13 protein-coding genes are annotated in these 15,166 nt (G+C 68.7%); 11 read left to right on the top strand and 2 right to left on the bottom strand.

Annotation, left to right across the window (positions count from 1 at the left end):
* Positions 1-8: 8 nt before the first annotated feature.
* Positions 9-293 carry a phosphopantetheine-binding protein gene (locus tag GKE62_RS00155; RefSeq protein ID WP_154693472.1) on the bottom strand — a complete coding sequence of 95 codons (285 nt, stop codon included), beginning with the start codon at positions 291-293 and terminating at the stop codon, positions 9-11.
* Between the two features lie 31 nt (positions 294-324).
* Positions 325-1,350 (bottom strand): GNAT family N-acetyltransferase, encoded by a 1,026-nt coding sequence (locus tag GKE62_RS00160; protein ID WP_154690488.1) that lies wholly within the window; start codon positions 1,348-1,350, stop codon positions 325-327.
* A gap of 38 nt (positions 1,351-1,388) precedes the next feature.
* Here GKE62_RS00160 and GKE62_RS00165 point away from each other — a divergent pair, with 38 nt between their 5' ends.
* The 11 genes from GKE62_RS00165 (at position 1,389) to xrtA (ending at position 15,145) form a co-directional block, all read left to right on the top strand.
* Positions 1,389-2,915 carry an acyl-CoA ligase (AMP-forming), exosortase A system-associated gene (locus GKE62_RS00165; RefSeq protein ID WP_195908688.1) on the top strand — a complete coding sequence of 509 codons (1,527 nt, stop codon included), beginning with the start codon at positions 1,389-1,391 and terminating at the stop codon, positions 2,913-2,915.
* Complete coding sequence (locus tag GKE62_RS00170) at positions 2,912-4,138, top strand: pyridoxal-dependent decarboxylase, exosortase A system-associated (RefSeq protein ID WP_154690489.1); 1,227 nt, start codon at positions 2,912-2,914, stop codon at positions 4,136-4,138. The genes GKE62_RS00165 and GKE62_RS00170 overlap by 4 nt, the downstream gene beginning before the upstream one ends.
* Positions 4,139-4,295: 157 nt before the next feature.
* A complete protein-coding gene (locus tag GKE62_RS00175; RefSeq protein ID WP_154690490.1) occupies positions 4,296-4,931 on the top strand; it encodes an XrtA/PEP-CTERM system exopolysaccharide export protein in 636 nt (211 codons plus the stop codon).
* Between the two features lie 15 nt (positions 4,932-4,946).
* Entirely contained in the window at positions 4,947-6,461 is a 1,515-nt protein-coding gene (locus tag GKE62_RS00180; protein WP_154690491.1) for an XrtA system polysaccharide chain length determinant, read from the top strand.
* Positions 6,461-7,363, top strand: coding sequence for an AAA family ATPase (locus tag GKE62_RS00185; protein ID WP_154690492.1), 903 nt, complete (start codon positions 6,461-6,463; stop codon positions 7,361-7,363). Before GKE62_RS00180 ends, GKE62_RS00185 begins: the two co-directional genes overlap by 1 nt.
* Positions 7,360-9,045 (top strand): preprotein translocase subunit YajC, encoded by a 1,686-nt coding sequence (locus GKE62_RS00190; RefSeq protein ID WP_230206826.1) that lies wholly within the window; start codon positions 7,360-7,362, stop codon positions 9,043-9,045. Before GKE62_RS00185 ends, GKE62_RS00190 begins: the two co-directional genes overlap by 4 nt.
* Before the next feature lie 15 nt (positions 9,046-9,060).
* Positions 9,061-10,281, top strand: a complete 1,221-nt coding sequence (locus tag GKE62_RS00195) for an AAA family ATPase (protein WP_154690493.1) — start codon at positions 9,061-9,063, stop codon at positions 10,279-10,281.
* Between the two features lie 128 nt (positions 10,282-10,409).
* A complete protein-coding gene (locus GKE62_RS00200; protein ID WP_195908533.1) occupies positions 10,410-11,294 on the top strand; it encodes an XrtA system polysaccharide deacetylase in 885 nt (294 codons plus the stop codon).
* Positions 11,291-12,364 (top strand): FemAB family XrtA/PEP-CTERM system-associated protein, encoded by a 1,074-nt coding sequence (locus GKE62_RS00205; protein ID WP_154690494.1) that lies wholly within the window; start codon positions 11,291-11,293, stop codon positions 12,362-12,364. The genes GKE62_RS00200 and GKE62_RS00205 overlap by 4 nt, the downstream gene beginning before the upstream one ends.
* A complete protein-coding gene (locus GKE62_RS00210) occupies positions 12,361-13,599 on the top strand; it encodes a TIGR03087 family PEP-CTERM/XrtA system glycosyltransferase (RefSeq protein ID WP_230206827.1) in 1,239 nt (412 codons plus the stop codon). Before GKE62_RS00205 ends, GKE62_RS00210 begins: the two co-directional genes overlap by 4 nt.
* Positions 13,589-15,145, top strand: a complete 1,557-nt coding sequence (xrtA, locus tag GKE62_RS00215; RefSeq protein ID WP_154690496.1) for an exosortase A — start codon at positions 13,589-13,591, stop codon at positions 15,143-15,145. Before GKE62_RS00210 ends, xrtA begins: the two co-directional genes overlap by 11 nt.
* Positions 15,146-15,166: the final 21 nt, after the last annotated feature.

A 15,166-nucleotide genomic window follows, 5' to 3' on the forward strand; every position in this document is an offset into this window, starting at 1 on the left:
GGCTTTCGTCATTTGGCCCGCTTGGCTTTCGCGAAGGCCAGGAGATTGCCGAAAGTCTCGAGCAGTTCGCCATCGACTTCATCATCGTCGATGACGATGTCGAGGCGATCTTCCATTTCGGTCAGAAGGCCGGCCACTGCCATGGAGTCGAGTTCGGGCAGGGCGCCGAACAGTCCGGTATCCGCAGCGAACGCCGCGACCTGGGCCGCCTGCAAGCCGAGCACGTCGCGCAGGATCGAGCGGAGCACGGCGTCGGTATCGCCGTGGGTCCGATGAGCGGTATTTTGGCGCAAGGGGTTCTCCCGTCCCTGTTCGCGGCGCGCTCTAAACGCCGTGCCGCAGAGCGGCAAGGGGGAAGCCCGGGCCGCGCAGGCGGTCGCGGAGCAGGTATGGCCAGCTTCGCGGGTCCAGCGGGCGATGCATGTCGAGGCGGAGCATCGCGCGCGCGCGCTCCATCCAGTCGCGCTTGTAGCCATCGTCGCCGCTGCCGAAGTCGATCGTACGGACCCCGTCGCGGTCGATGACGTGGGCGAACAGTGCGTGGCTGAGCAGGGTGCCGGGGGAGTGGGCCTTGGCGTCTTCGACGTGGGCGAGCTTGTGTATGTAGGCGGTGCCGTTATCGACGGTCCACAGTTGAGCGGCGACGGGGCGGCCGTCGATCCGCGCCACCCCCAACCGCAACGTGCCTGCCGCGCCTTCTTCCTCGGCAAAGCGGCGGAGAAACGCGGGGCTACCCTCCTCGGGCTTCCAGCTTTGCGCGTAAACCGCCTCGTAATCGGCCCACTCGGCTTGATCGAAGCGGTCGACGATGTGCAATTCGGCCAGGCCTTTGGCGCCCTTGCGGCGAACGGTTTCGCGCAGACGCCCGGGGCGAGCGGCCCAGTATTCGGCGAAACTGCGCCCGGCGAGTTCGACCCGGTGGTTGACGTCGGCCTGCTCGGCGCGGACGTTCCAGCCCGCGGCGGCGAAGGCGGCGGCGGTGGGCTCGGCGTCCGCCTGGGCGAGCGGTTGAAGGGTGATCCGCCGGGCCTTGCGCGCCAGATCGCGGGTGAGGGCAGGGAGCAAGGCTTCGCCACCAGCGGCGAACACCGGGCGCGCCCAGAAGCTGTACCAGTTGCCGAGGCTGCGCAGATGCCCGCTGCCGGGCCGGTGCATCAGCGCCAGCGCACAACGCGCCTCGCCGTCGCTCGCCAGCGCCAGCAGCGGCTTCTCGTCCGGCAGGCACAGGTCGTTCAACGCGCTCCACCACGCCAGCCGATCGAACGGCGCGTGCTGGTTCTCGCGGCCGAGCGCCTTGGTCCACGCCGCTTGCGCCCCGGCGGGATTAGCTAGATATTGGACGCTTGCCATTAGCCGCGCCTCGTCATCGTCCTTCCTTACCGGGCAGCCTGATCATCGAAGCCGTTCCGCCCGCGCTGCCACTCGATCGTCTGGTGCTTCGCGGAGCGGCCGATGCGCCCGCGCTGCTGCTGCGTTCGGGGCCTTTAAGCTATGAGGCCTTAAGAGCGGGTGTCGCGAAGCTAGCGGGCTGGTTAGGCACGGTCGTCCGTGAACCCGGCGCGCGTGTGGCCTGCTGGCTGCCGAAGACCGAGCTGGCCTGCCTGATGCCGCTTGCCGCGGCGCGGGCCGGACTGGTCTATGTGCCGATAAACCCGCTGCTCAAGCGCGCGCAAGTGGCGCATATCCTTGCGGACAGCGGGGCGATGTTGCTGATCGCCAATGCCGCGCGGCTGGCGACGCTCGAGCCGGGCGATCGCGCCGGAGCCGAGATGATCGACGAACGCGACGCCTGGGCGGGGGTGGAGGACGCGTCGCCGCTGGGCGATCCATCGCGCCACGATCCGGCGCAGCTAGCGCAGATTCTCTATACCAGCGGATCAACCGGCAAACCCAAGGGGGTGATGTTGAACCACGCCAACTTGTGGTTCGGCGCGGTCAGCGTGGCCACTTATCTCAAGCTGGCGCCGCACGATCGGCTTCTCGGAGTCATGCCGCTGAGTTTCGATTACGGCCAAAATCAGCTACTTGGAGGGTGGTATGCAGGTGCTTCGATAGCACCGCTCGATTACCTGACCCCGCGCGACGTGGTGAAGACGGTCGCCCGCGAGGCGCTGACGACGCTGGCCGCGATCCCGCCGTTGTGGGTCCAGCTGCTCGAGCAGGATTGGGGCGATGCAGGAGCGACGCTGCGGCGGCTGACCAACACCGGCGGCGCGCTGACCGTCGATCTCGTCCGCAAGCTGCGCGCGCGCTTTCCCCAAGCCGATCTCTACGCGATGTATGGGCTGACCGAGGCATTCCGCTCGACTTACCTCGATCCGGCGCTGATCGACGCGCACCCGACTTCGATCGGCACCGCGATCCCTTTGGCGGAAGTGATGGTGGTGGCCGACGACGGAAGCGAAACCATCGCCGGCGAGGAAGGCGAACTGGTTCACGCCGGGCCGCTGGTCGCGCAAGGGTATTGGCAAGACACCGAACGCACCGCCGAACGCTTCCGCCCCGCACCGGCGTGGTCGCGCCATGGGGGGATCGCGGTGTGGTCGGGCGATCGGGTGCTGCGCGATGGCGACGGATTACTCCATTTCGCGGGGCGGCGCGATGCGATGATCAAGACTTCGGGCAACCGGGTCAGCCCGCAGGAAGTCGAGGACGCGGCGCTGGCCACCGGGCTGGTCGTAGAGGCGGTGGCGCTGGGTTTGCCCGATGCCCGGCTGGGTCAGGCGATCCACCTCGTCGCGCGCGCCGCGCCGGGCGCGGACCGGGAAAGCTTGCCCCGGGCGCTCACCGCTGCCTTGCCCAATTTCATGGTTCCCCAGGCGATCCACTGGCGCGAGGCGATGCCGCTGAATCCCAACGGCAAGGTCGATCGCGCGGCGCTTTCGCAGGAACTGTCGCGGGACCGGGCGGCATGAGGCCGCTTGGCCCGATTCCCGACGGCTTCGCGGCGATCGACGGCGAGCTGGCGATCGACGGACGCACCGCCGGATCGTTGGTCGCCGAGGCCGGCGACACCCCGCTGTTCGTCTATTCGCGTACGTTGGTGGGGGAGCGGGTGGCCCGGTTGCGACGCGCGATGCCCGGACGGTTGGCGATCCATTATGCGGTCAAAGCAAATCCCTACGGCTCACTTCTCGAATTCATGTCAGGTCAAGTCGATGGCTTCGACATCGCCTCGGCGGGCGAGTTGGCGATCGTCGCGGCGGCCGGGATCGACCCGGCGAGAGTCAGTTTCGCGGGGCCGGGCAAACGCGACGCGGAGCTCGCGGCGGCGATCACGGCCGGGATCACCATCAACCTCGAATCGCTCGCCGAGACGCATCGCGCGCTGGCGATCGGCGAGCGCCTCGGCGAGCCGCCGCGGCTGGCGGCGCGGGTCAACCCGGACTTCGACCTGAAAGGGTCGGGCATGAAGATGGGCGGCGGCGCCAAACCGTTCGGGGTTGACGCGGAGAAAGTGCCGGAAGTGATCCGGACCGTGCTTGCTTCAGGCGCGGAGTGGCGGGGCTTGCACATCTTTGCGGGCAGTCAGGCGCTCGACGCCGCCGCGATCATCGAGACCCAGGCGCAGGCCCTGGCCTTGGCTGCGCGGTTGGCTGAGCAAGTGGGCGCCCCGCTGCCAGCCTGCAATCTGGGCGGGGGGTTCGGCATTCCCTACTTCCCGGGCGATACCGATCTCGATGTCGAGAGCATCGGGGCGGCGCTGGAGGATGAATTTTCGTCGCTGCCGCAAGTCCTCGTGGACACTGATTTCTGCATCGAACTGGGTCGCTGGCTGGTCGGGCCGGCCGGGGTCTATCTGACCCGGATCGTCGACCGCAAGCAAAGCCACGGCGAGGTGTTTCTCGTCACCGACGGCGGGCTGCACCACCAGCTCGCCGCCAGCGGGAACTTCGGCACGGTGGTCCGCCGCAACTATCCCGTCGCCATCGCCAGCCGGTTCGGCGCGCCGGTCGAAGAAGAGGCCAGCGTCGTCGGATGCCTGTGCACCCCACTCGACCGTCTGGCCGACAAGGCCGGCTTCCCGCGCGCCGAAGTCGGCGATCTGGTCGCGGTGTTCTGTGCTGGGGCCTACGGCGCGACGGCCAGCCCGGCGCAGTTCCTGGGACAGGGGCCGGCACGAGAAATGCTGATCTGACGGGGGAATAACCTCTCGCCGTCGCCGATCCAGACAGCCAACAAGGCTAACGGTATCTTCACCACTTCTGGGCATATCAAGAGGTTGAAACGGTGGCTGGCGGACCCCGCAAGGGGTTCGCGGGGGCGCCGGCGTGCGCCTGACGAGGACCTTGTCGATGAATCTGCCTCAGTTCGCTGCCGCGGTTGCGCTGGCCAGTCTGGCGCTGGGCGGGTGCGCGGGCGCGTCCGCCGGACCCCAGCTTCCCCCCGCCGCATTCGTCGCGACGCAGGAAGGCCCGGGCGAGGAATATGTGATCGGCCCGCTCGACGAATTGACCGTGTTCGTCTGGCGCAACCCCGAGCTGGGCGCCAACGTCCAGGTCCGCCCCGACGGGCGCATCACCACGCCGCTGATCACCGACATGCCCGCGGTGGGCAAGACTCCGTCGATGCTGGCCGAGGACGTCAAGCTCAAGCTTTCGCAGTACATCCAGGATCCGATCGTCTCGATCATCGTCAACAAGTTCGCGGGGACGTTCAGCCAGCAGGTCCGCGTCGTCGGCGCCACCGAAAAGCCCGCCTCGCTCCCGTTCCGCGCCAACATGACGCTGCTCGACGCGATGATCGCGGTCGGCGGGCTCAGCGAATACGCTGCGGGCAACCGCGCCCGCCTGATCCGCTTCGACCGTGATACCGGCAAGCAGACGGAATACGCGCTGCGCATCGCCGACCTGCTCAAGAAGGGTACCAGCAAGGCCAATGTCGGGCTGATGCCGGGCGATGTGATCATCATCCCCGAGAGCACCTTTTGAGCGCTGGGCCGGACGATGAATCCGATCCTGACCGAACTAAGGGTCGCGGCCTACGGCGCGTGGCAACGCCGCTGGCTGGCGCTGGGCATCGCCTGGGGGGTGGCAATGCTCGGCTGGCTGGCGGTGGCGTTCTTCCCCAACAGTTATGAATCGAAGGCGCGAATCTTCGTCCAGCTCGACGATGTGCTCGCCGAGCAGATCGGGATCGGACCCAACGATGCCCGCCGCGAACTTCAGCGCGTGCGCCAGACGCTGACCAGCGCGGTCAATCTCGAGAAGGTCGTGCGCGCCACGCGGATCGGCGAGACCGTGGCCGACCGTCGCCAGATGGAGGCTGCGGTCGCCTTGCTGAGCAAGGAAGTGACCGTCGTCTCGGATCAGGACAACCTGTTCGAGATCACGGCCGTTTCCGGCGACAGCAATCTGTCCGACCTCCAGAACTCGCGGCTGGCGCAGGATATCGTCCAGAAGATGATCGACATCTTCCGCGAGGAAAACCTCTCGGGCGGTCGCGGCGAGATGAAGGGCACGCTGGCCTTCATGGATCAGCAGCTCGAAAATCGTAAGCGCGAGCTCGAAGCAGCCGAGCAGAAGCGCATGACGTTCGAGGCGCAGAACGCCGAATCGATTCCCGGATCCGGCGCGCTGGCCCAGCGGCAGGAAGCCGCGCGGTCCGAGATGCGCGGCATCGACGCCGACATCGCCGCCGGTCAGAGCGCGCTCGCCGCGATCGAGGGACAGCTCAACGGCACCCCGGCGACGATCCAGGTGCCGGGTGGCGGCGGGATCCGCGAGGCGCTGGGCCAGGCCCAGGCTCAACTCGCCGGGCTGCGTTCGCGCGGCCTGACCGACAGCCATCCAGACGTGATCGCGGCGAGGAACCAGATCGCCCTGCTAGCTCGCCAGGCGGCGGGCGATCGCAGCGGCGGCGCACCAAACCCCGCCTATTCCTCGCTCCAATCGATCAAGGCCGAGCGCCAGGCCAACCTTCAGGCACTGCTCTCGCGCCGGGCTTCGCTCCAGGGCGAGATGGGCTTGCTTGCGGGCCGCGCCGCGGGCGAGCCGATGGTTGCCGCGGAAAGCGCGCGGATCAATCGCGACTACGACGTGCTCAAGGCGCAATACGACAAGCTGCTGCAAGATCGCGAGGAATTGCGCCTGCGCGGGCAGGTCGAAAGCGAGACCAGCGCGGTCAAGTTCCAGGTCATCGATCCGCCGACGACCCCGCGCAAGCCGGTCGCGCCCAACCGTCCGCTGCTGCTGTTCGCGGTGCTGGTCATCGCGATCGGCGCGGGAATCGGCACCTCGGTTGCCGCCAGCCAGGTGCAGTCGAGCTTCGCGACCGCGGCCAAGCTGGAAGCCGCCACGGGCTTGCCGGTGCTCGGCTCGATCTCGCAGACGATCACCGATGCCGCGCGCGAGATCAACCGGCGGCGGATGAAGTGGTTCGCGGGCGGTAGCGCGGCGCTGGGCGGGGTGTTCGTGCTCCTGCTGGCGGTCGAGCTGGTTCAGCGCAGCATGGTGGCCTGATGCCGGAGCATGCCCGCTTCCCGGCGCTCGAAGAGCGCTCGCTGCTCGAACGCGTCGCGCCGGGCCTTGCCTTCGCCGCGCCACCGGTCCCGAAGCTGCCCGCGACGCCGCAGCCGGACCTGGCGGTTCCTGCGCTTGCGCGGGGGTGCGCGCCATCGTCCTTTACCGGTGCTCGTCACCCGATTGACCGTGAGGGCCTGCGCGCCCGTGGATTCATCGTCCCCGGCGATCTGGTGACCGCGCTGCTCGAGGAGTTCCGTCTGGTGAAGCGCCAGATCATGCTCGCCGCGGCGGAATCGCGCGCGGGGATCGGCGCGCCGCACGGCGAACGGATATTGATCGCGTCGTCCCACACCGGCGAGGGCAAAACCTGGTGCGCTGTCAACCTGGCGCTGGCGATCGCCGCCGAAAAGGACAACGAGGTCCTGCTGGTCGACGCCGATTTCGCCAAGCCAAGCGTGCTTTCGACGCTGGGCCTGCCCAGCGGGCCAGGTCTGATGGACGTGCTGGCCGATCCCGCGCGGGCGGTCGAGGATTGCGTGCTAGGAACCGATGTGGCCGGGCTCTATGTCCTGCCAGCCGGCCGGACGACCCATTCGGACACCGAATTCCTAGCGGCGTCGCGGGCCGCCCAGGTTTTCGAGCGTCTTTCCGCGCAGGCGCCCAATCGCGTGATTATCTTCGATTCCCCACCGGTGCTAGCCGCTTCGCCGGCCGCGGAGCTGGCCTCGATCGTCGGTCAAGCGCTGGTCGTGGTGCGCGCGGAGCGCACCGGGGAAGCGGCGCTCAAAGACACGATTTCGCTGCTTTCGGGCTGCGAGGACATCAAGTTACTGCTCAACGGGGTCCAGTTTTCGCCGACCGGGCGGCGCTTCGGTTCGTACTACGGATACGGCGGATGACGACGATCCCGCGCATGGTCGCGCGGGCCATGCTGCTCAGCGGATTGCTCGCCGCCCTGCCAGCGCCCGCGCAGGCGCGCCAGGCCAGGGACGTTGCGGCCAAGGAGCAGACCGCGCGCGCGAAAAGCCGCACTTCAGGCGGTGCGCGAACCTCAGTCATACCGTATCTGGAGGTGTCGCAGGCCGTCTTCGCCGAGCTTTCGCCGGGCAGCGACGTGCTCACCTACACCAACCTCGCCGCGGGCGTGGATGCACAGATCGCCGGGCGCAACAACCAGGGCGCCGTCTCGCTGCGCTATGAGCGGCGCATCGGCTGGGGCAAGGGCGATCCCGACGGCGACGTGGTCAGCGGACTCGCTCGCGTCGCCAGCCAGATCGTGCCGGGTAGGTTGCGGATCGATGCGGGCGCGCTGGCGGCGCGCACCCGGATCGATGGCAGCGGCGGTGCCAGCCTCAATCCCCTGGTCTCGGCAGGTGACAGTTCGAGCCAGATCTATTCGTTCTACGCCGGGCCGACGCTGACGACCCACGCCGGCGACGTGGCGCTCGCCGCGTCCTATCGCGCGGGTTACACGCGGGTCGAGGACCCCAAGGGCTTTCGCCCGGCTCCGGGCATCCCGGCGGTCGACATCGTCGATGACACGCTCAGCCAGATTGCCACGGTCTCCGCCGGGTTTCATCCGGGCGACATCCTGCCGCTGGGGGTCACCGCCTCGTCCGGCTGGGCGCGCGAAGACATCTCGAACCTCGATCAGCGGATCGACCAAAAATATGGGCGGTTGGACTTCGTCCTTCCGATCTCGCTCGACGTCGCGTTGGTCGCGGGCGTCGGCTACGAGGACGTCGAGATTTCCAGCCGCGACGTGCTGCGCGATGTCAACGGCTTGCCGGTCGTCGGCCGCAATGGTCGCCTGCGCCCCGACAAGTCGGCCCCGCGCCAGCTCGCCTACGACGTCGATGGGCTGATCTACGATGCGGGGGTGATGTGGCGTCCGTCGCGGCGCACCGCGCTCGAGGCGCACGTCGGCAAGCGTTATGGCAGCACGAGCGTGTACGGCTCGTTCGCCTATGCGCCCGACGCGCGCAGTTCACTCAACGTCTCGGTCTACGACAACGTCTTCGGGTTCGGCGGTACCGTAAGACGCGCGCTGGAGGATTTGAGCACCGACTTCGAGACCTCGCGCAATCCGCTGACCGGCGATCTCAACGGATGCGTGATCACCCGGGCTAACGGCACCTGCCTCAATTCCGCCCTGAGTTCGGTCGCGGCAGCCACGTTCCGCGCGCGCGGGGTGACCGTGAGCTACAACCTCACGCTCGGCCGGATCAGCGCCGGGATCGGCGTGGGCTACGACCGGCGCAAGTTCATCGCCGCGCCGGGCACCGTGCTGGCGGTTGCCAACGGGGTGATCGACGAGAACGCGTTCTTCGCGGGCTATCTCGGCGCCCGGCTCGATCAGCGGTCCTCGCTCAGCGCCAATGTCTACGCCAACTGGTTCCAGAGCGGGCTGTCCGCCGCCGGGGACGCAACTGCGCTCGGCGCCAATGCCGCGTATTTCCGCAATCTAACCGACCGTCTGGGCGCCACCGCCGCAGTGGGGATCGACGGCATCGAGCGCGAGGAACCGTTCATCGACCAGTGGGGCGCGTCCGCGCTCGTCGGCCTGCGCTACACCCTGTGACTCCGGAGACTTGAGATGCACGAGGAATTCTACGAGTTTTCCGGGCGGCCGTTCCAGCTCACCCCCGATCCCGAATTCTATTTCGAGAGCGCGACGCATCGCAAGGCGCTGTCGTACCTGGGCTATGGCCTGGCCCAGGGCGAGGGCTTCGTCGTCGTCACCGGCGAGGTCGGCGCGGGCAAGTCGACGCTGGTCGCGCACCTGATGGCGACGATCGACCGCGCACGGCAAACCGCGGGGCAGATCGTCACTTCGGCGCTCGATGGATCGGAGATGATCCACGTCGCGGCACAGTGCTTCGGGCTCGACGTGGCGGGCAGGGACAAGGCCTCGGCACTCAAAGCGATCGAGCTGTTCCTGCACGGCGAGGCGCGCGCCGGACGGCGCTGCCTGCTGGTGGTGGACGAAGCGCAGAACCTGAGCATTGAGGCGCTCGAAGAGCTGCGGATGCTGTCGAACTTCCAGCTCGGAAGCCACCCGCTGCTCCAAACTCTGCTGCTCGGTCAACCCGAGTTTCGCAGCGTTTTGGCGCACAGCGACGCGCTGGAGCAACTGCGCCAGCGAGTGATCGCCAGCCACCATCTCGAGGCAATGGAACCCAGTGAAGTCGGCGCCTATGTAGAACATCGTCTTGCCCGCGTCGGTTGGCGGGGCAATCCGGAGATCGACCCCGGGCTTTATCCGGAACTTGCCCGCGCGACCGACGGCGTGCCGCGCCGCGTCAACCAGATCATGGCGCGGCTTCTGCTGCTGGGCAGCGTCGAGCAGCGCCAACGGATCGATCCGGCGATGCTCGACGCCGTCCTGGCCGACCTCGCGCGGGACAGCACGAATCCGGCTGCGGTCGCGGTCGCTGCACCGGTGCCCGCCGCCGAGGCCCCCGTGCTCGTCGCGTTCCCGCCCAAACACGATCGCCATCTCGCGACGGAACTGTCGCCGGCGACGCAGTCTGCGGGGCCGGCGATGGCCGAATTCGAAGCGGCGCTTGCCACCCGCGACGCGCTGATCGCGGAACTCCAAGACGCCGTGATCGAGCTGTCCGATGCGGGGAAGGCCGCGGCCCCCGCCGCGGCCGGACACGAGCCGGGACGGTTCCTCGACCTCCTCGCGGGGCTGGAGGCGCGGATCAATGCGATCGAAAGCCGCCTGTCCGAACAGGAGCAGACGCTGCGCCACGCCCTGACGATGATGATCGAAATGGTCGAGGACGACGAACAGCGTCGCCGAGCGGCCTGAGGCTTGGTGAACCGCGCCCCACTGCCTTCGCCGCTCGTGTTGAGCGAGGTCGAGACACGCCGCGCAACGGTGCGCAACGGCGTGCGATCCCTCGACTTCGCTGGGGATGAGCGGGGCGGGAGTAGGTCATGAACGCAATAGCGAACTTCTCCACCGAACACCGGCCCCGCATCGTCAATGGGCTCTCCGTCGATGTCGAGGACTGGTTCCAGGTCGGCGCGTTCGAAAAGGCGTTCGCCCGAGACGCCTGGGATTCGCTCGAGTCCCGCGTCGAGGCCAACTGCGACCGGGTGCTGGCGCTGTTTGATGCCGCCGGGCTCAAGGCCACGTTCTTCACGCTAGGCTGGGTGGCCCAACGGCGTCCGGCGATCATCCGCCGGATCGTCGCGCGGGGCCATGAACTGGCGAGCCACGGTTGGGACCACAAGCGGGTCTTTACGCTCAACCGATCGAGCTTCGTCGAAGACTTGCGACGGTCGCGCGGGACGCTCGAGGACATCGCCGGACAGGCAGTGACCGGCTATCGCGCGCCCAGCTTCTCGATCGATGCGCGCAACCCGTGGGCGCACGACGTGCTGGCGGGTGAGGGTTACGCCTACAGCTCGTCGGTCGCGCCGATCGTCCACGACCACTATGGCTGGCGCGAGGCTCCGCGCTTCGCCTTCCGTCCGGTGGCGGGATCGCCGCTCGTCGAAATTCCGGTGACCACCGCGCAGTTCGCCGGACGCCGGATCGCGGCGGGGGGAGGGGGCTTTTTCCGCGTGCTGCCCTATGCGCTGACCCGCTGGGCCATCCGCCAGGTCAATGCCGCGGGTCATCCGGCGGCGTTCTATTTCCACCCCTGGGAGATCGATCCCGCGCAACCACGCGTCTCCACCGCACCACTACGCTCGCGACTGCGCCACTACACCAACCTGTCCGCGATGGAAGCCAAGCTGCACCGCCTGGCGGACGAGTTCGCCTGGGGCCGGATGGACGCGATAGCCGCGCGCGCGGCCGTGCTGACGCCATGACCTCGGCCGCGCGCGAGCCCGCGCCGGCGGTGCGTCTCGCCGTGTTGCGCGATCCGATGGAGCGCGACCGGATCGACGACTTCCTCGATTCGCGGCCCGAAGCGACGCCGTTCCATTCGCGCGTTTGGCTCGAGGCGATCGAGGCCGCGACCGGGCATCCGGCGCACGTCCTGCTGGGCGAGGAGCGCGGGCGGATCGTCGGCCTGCTGCCGCTTCACCGCGCCACCTCGCTGTTCGGCGCGGCGCTGGTTTCGACCGGGTTCGCGGTGGGGGGAGGCATTCTCGCCGAGACCCCGCGCGCCGCAGCGCTGCTGGCGCGCTCCGCCGAAGAGCTCGCGGCACGGCTCGCTTGTCCTGCGATCGAGCTGCGCGGCGGCGTCGTGCCCGTCGCCCGCGACGGCTGGCGGGCGCGACGCGATACGCACGCCGGGTTCGTCGCTCCGCTGGCGGCGGACGACGCAGCGCAGCTTGTGGCGATCCCGCGCAAACAACGCGCCGAGGTTCGCAAGGGGCTCGCCAATGCGCTGGAGGTGCGCATCGGAAACGGCAGCGCCGAACGGGCGATGCACTATGCGGTCTATGCCGAAAGCGTCCGCAATCTCGGCACGCCGGTGTTCCCGAAAGCCCTGTTCTCCGCGGTGCTCGATGGGTTCGGCACGGATGCCGACATTCTCACCGTGCTCGACCGCGGGCGGCCCGTGGCGAGCGTGCTGAGCCTTTACCATCGCGGCGCGGTCATGCCGTACTGGGGCGGAGGGGCCGCCGCCGCGCGCCACTTGCGCGCCAATGACGCGATGTACTTCGCCCTGATGCGCCACGCCCGCGAACGCGGCTGCGACAGCTTCGATTTCGGCCGTTCCAAGATCGGCTCGGGCGCGTACCAGTACAAGCGCAACTGGGGATTCGAGCCGCAACCGCTGGCCTATGCGGCGTGGACCGCCGACGGTGCCGCGCCGCGCGATGCCGATCCGACCAGCCCGCGCTATGAGGCCGCGATTGCGGCATGGAAGCGGCTGCCCTTGCCGCTCGCCAATCGTCTCGGCCTGCTGATTTCGCGGGGGCTGGTGTGACCGGAGAAGTCCTCTTTCTCGCGCACCGCATCCCGTTTCCGCCCGACCGCGGTGACAAAATCCGCTCGCACCACATCCTCAAGGCGCTCGCCCGGCTGGCTCCGGTCCATGTCGGCACGTTCGCCGACGACGATCAGGATCGCGATGCCGAAGCCGAACTCGCGCTCACCGCGGCGAGCTATCACGTCGCGCGCCGGACCAAGCCGCTGGCTATCGCCGGGCTCCAGGCCCTGGCGACGCGGCGTCCGGTAAGTCTGCCGGCATTCGCCGACAGCGCGCTCCGCGCGTTCGTCCGGCGAACCGTGGCGGCGCGCCCGATCGTCACGATCTACGCGTTCTCGTCGCAAATGGCGCAATACATCCCCGCCGGCTTTCGTGGCCGCGTGGTGATCGATTTCGTCGATGTCGATTCGGCGAAGTTCGAGGCCTACGCGGCGCAGGCGGATCGACCGCTCAAGACCATCTACGCGCGCGAAGCCCGCCTGCTGAGAACCTACGAGGCCGAAGCGGCCAAGCGCGCGGACCTGAGCCTGCTCGTGACCGACGAAGAAGCGGCGCTGTTCCGTTCGCGGCTCGATCCCGCGACCCGCGGCGCCTGCGATGTCCGGTCGCTCGGCAACGGAATCGACTGCAGTGCGTTTTCGGCAACGTTCGTCGATCGCGCACCCGAGCTGGCGCAGCCGGGCGGCCCGCATCTTCTGTTCACCGGGCAGATGGACTATCCGCCAAACGTCGCTGCGGTTGTCCGCTTTGCCTCGCGGATCATGCCGGCGATCCGTGAACGCAGGCCCGAGGCGCGGTTTCACATCGTCGGGCGCGAGCCTGCCGCCGCCGTGATTGCGCTCGATGGCCGCACCGGGACCAGCGTATGGGGTAGGGTCGAGGACACGCGCCCGTGGCTGGCGGGAGCTGACCTGGTCGTTGCGCCGCTCGAGATCGCGCGCGGAGTCCAGAACAAAGTGCTCGAGGCGATGGCGATGGGCCGGCCGGTGCTGGTCTCGCCGGGGGCAGCGACCGGAATCGCGGCGCGTGAAGGCGTCCATCTCGCCATCGCCGATAGCGACGCGGCCTTCATCGCAAGCGCGCTGGCCTTACTTGCCGCGCCCCAGGCATGCGCGGCGATGGGGTTCGCCGCGCGGCAGTTCGTCTCCGATCACCAGAGTTGGCCGGCCATGCTGGCGGACTTGCCCGAGATCGCCGGCGTTCGCCCTGCGGGTATCCGCGATGCCGCCTGAGGCGCTCGCCTCGGCGCCACCGGGCCGGTTTGCGCTGCCGCTCCCGGTCGCCTGGCGCCGCCCGCTGCTGTTGCTGGCCGCGGCGTGGGCCGTCTCGATCTGCCTGTTTCGCGCCGATTGGCGGGATATGGCCGGGCAGTGGTGGAAGATCTCGACCTACAACCACGTGCTGCTGATGCCTCCGATCGTAGGCTGGCTCATCGCATTGCGTCGTCGGGACTTGGCAGGATTGACGCCGGAAGCGTGGTGGCCGGGGCTGCTCGCGGTCGGTGCCGCAGCTTTGATGTGGGTGCTGGGTAGCTTTGCCGGGTTGTCGCTGGCCCGCCAGCTGGGCGCAGTTGGTATGCTCCAGGGCACGGTGCTGGCCGTGCTGGGCCCACGGGTGTCTGTTGGGCTGGCCTTCCCACTCGCCTATATGCTGTTCCTCGTCCCGTTTGGGGACGAGCTGATCCCGGTGCTGCAGTTGATTACCGCGCGGATCGCGACGGGGTTGCTGGGGCTGAGCCGCATTCCGGCGTCGCTCGAGGGGGTGTTCATCGCCACTCCGGTGGCGCTGTTCAAGGTCGCCGAGGCCTGTTCGGGGCTCAAGTTCCTGATCGCGATGGCGGCCTTCGCGGTGCTCGCGGCGAACTTGTGCTTTCGCACGTGGCCGCGCCGGATCGGGTTCGTCGGCGGGGCGCTGGTACTGGCGGTCGTGGCCAACGGCGTGCGCGCGTGGGGGACGATCGTCCTCGCCCACTCCCGCGGGGTCGCTTTCGCCAGCGGGTTCGATCACCTTTTCTACGGCTGGATCTTCTTCGCGCTCGTCATCGCGCTGACGCTAGCGCTCGGCTGGCGATGGTTCGACCGCGCGCCCGACGATCCCCAGATCGATGCGGACCGGCTGCTCGCGTCGCCCCTGCTGACGCGGCTGGCGCGACGGCGGATCGGCGACGGGGCGGCGCTGGGCATAGCGATCGCGCTGGCCCTGGGCGCGACCGCCTGGGCCCAAGCCGCCGATCGCCTGGCCGCCCCGCTTCCGGTGCAAGTGGGCTTGCCGCAGGTGCAGGGCTGGCAGCGGATCGACTACGCGCCGCGGGTGTGGTGGCAACCCCGTCACGCCGGAGCTGCGCACCGCCTGCTCGGGCGCTTTGCCGATGCCGATGGCGACACGGTCGATGTCGCATATGCGCTCTACGCCAGCCAGGGCGAGGGCCAAGAGGCGGGGGGCTTCGGGGAGGGCGCGCTGACGCCCGGCGGCGCCTGGGCCTGGGTCGAGCCGGGTCCGGCGCTGTCCGGCACCAGGACCGAGCGCATCGTGGCCGGATCGGTCGAGCGCGCTTGCGCGACATGGTACAGGACGGGCGATACCGTGACCGGCAGCAACTCGCGGCTGAAGCTGGCCAACATCGCCGATCGCCTGCTTCTGCGCCGCCGCGCCACCGCGGTGCTGATCCTGTCCGCCGAGGAGCGCCCAGGCCATCCCGCGACGCGCGCGCTGAGCCGGTTCGTGGCCGCGACCGGAGGGCCGGCAGCGTGGATGGACCGCGTCGCCACGACCCGCTAACCGCACCGCCGAAGGAATTGA

Origin of the sequence: Novosphingobium sp. Gsoil 351, assembly GCF_009707465.1 — a bacterium.
Classification (GTDB): Bacteria; Pseudomonadota; Alphaproteobacteria; order Sphingomonadales; family Sphingomonadaceae; genus Novosphingobium.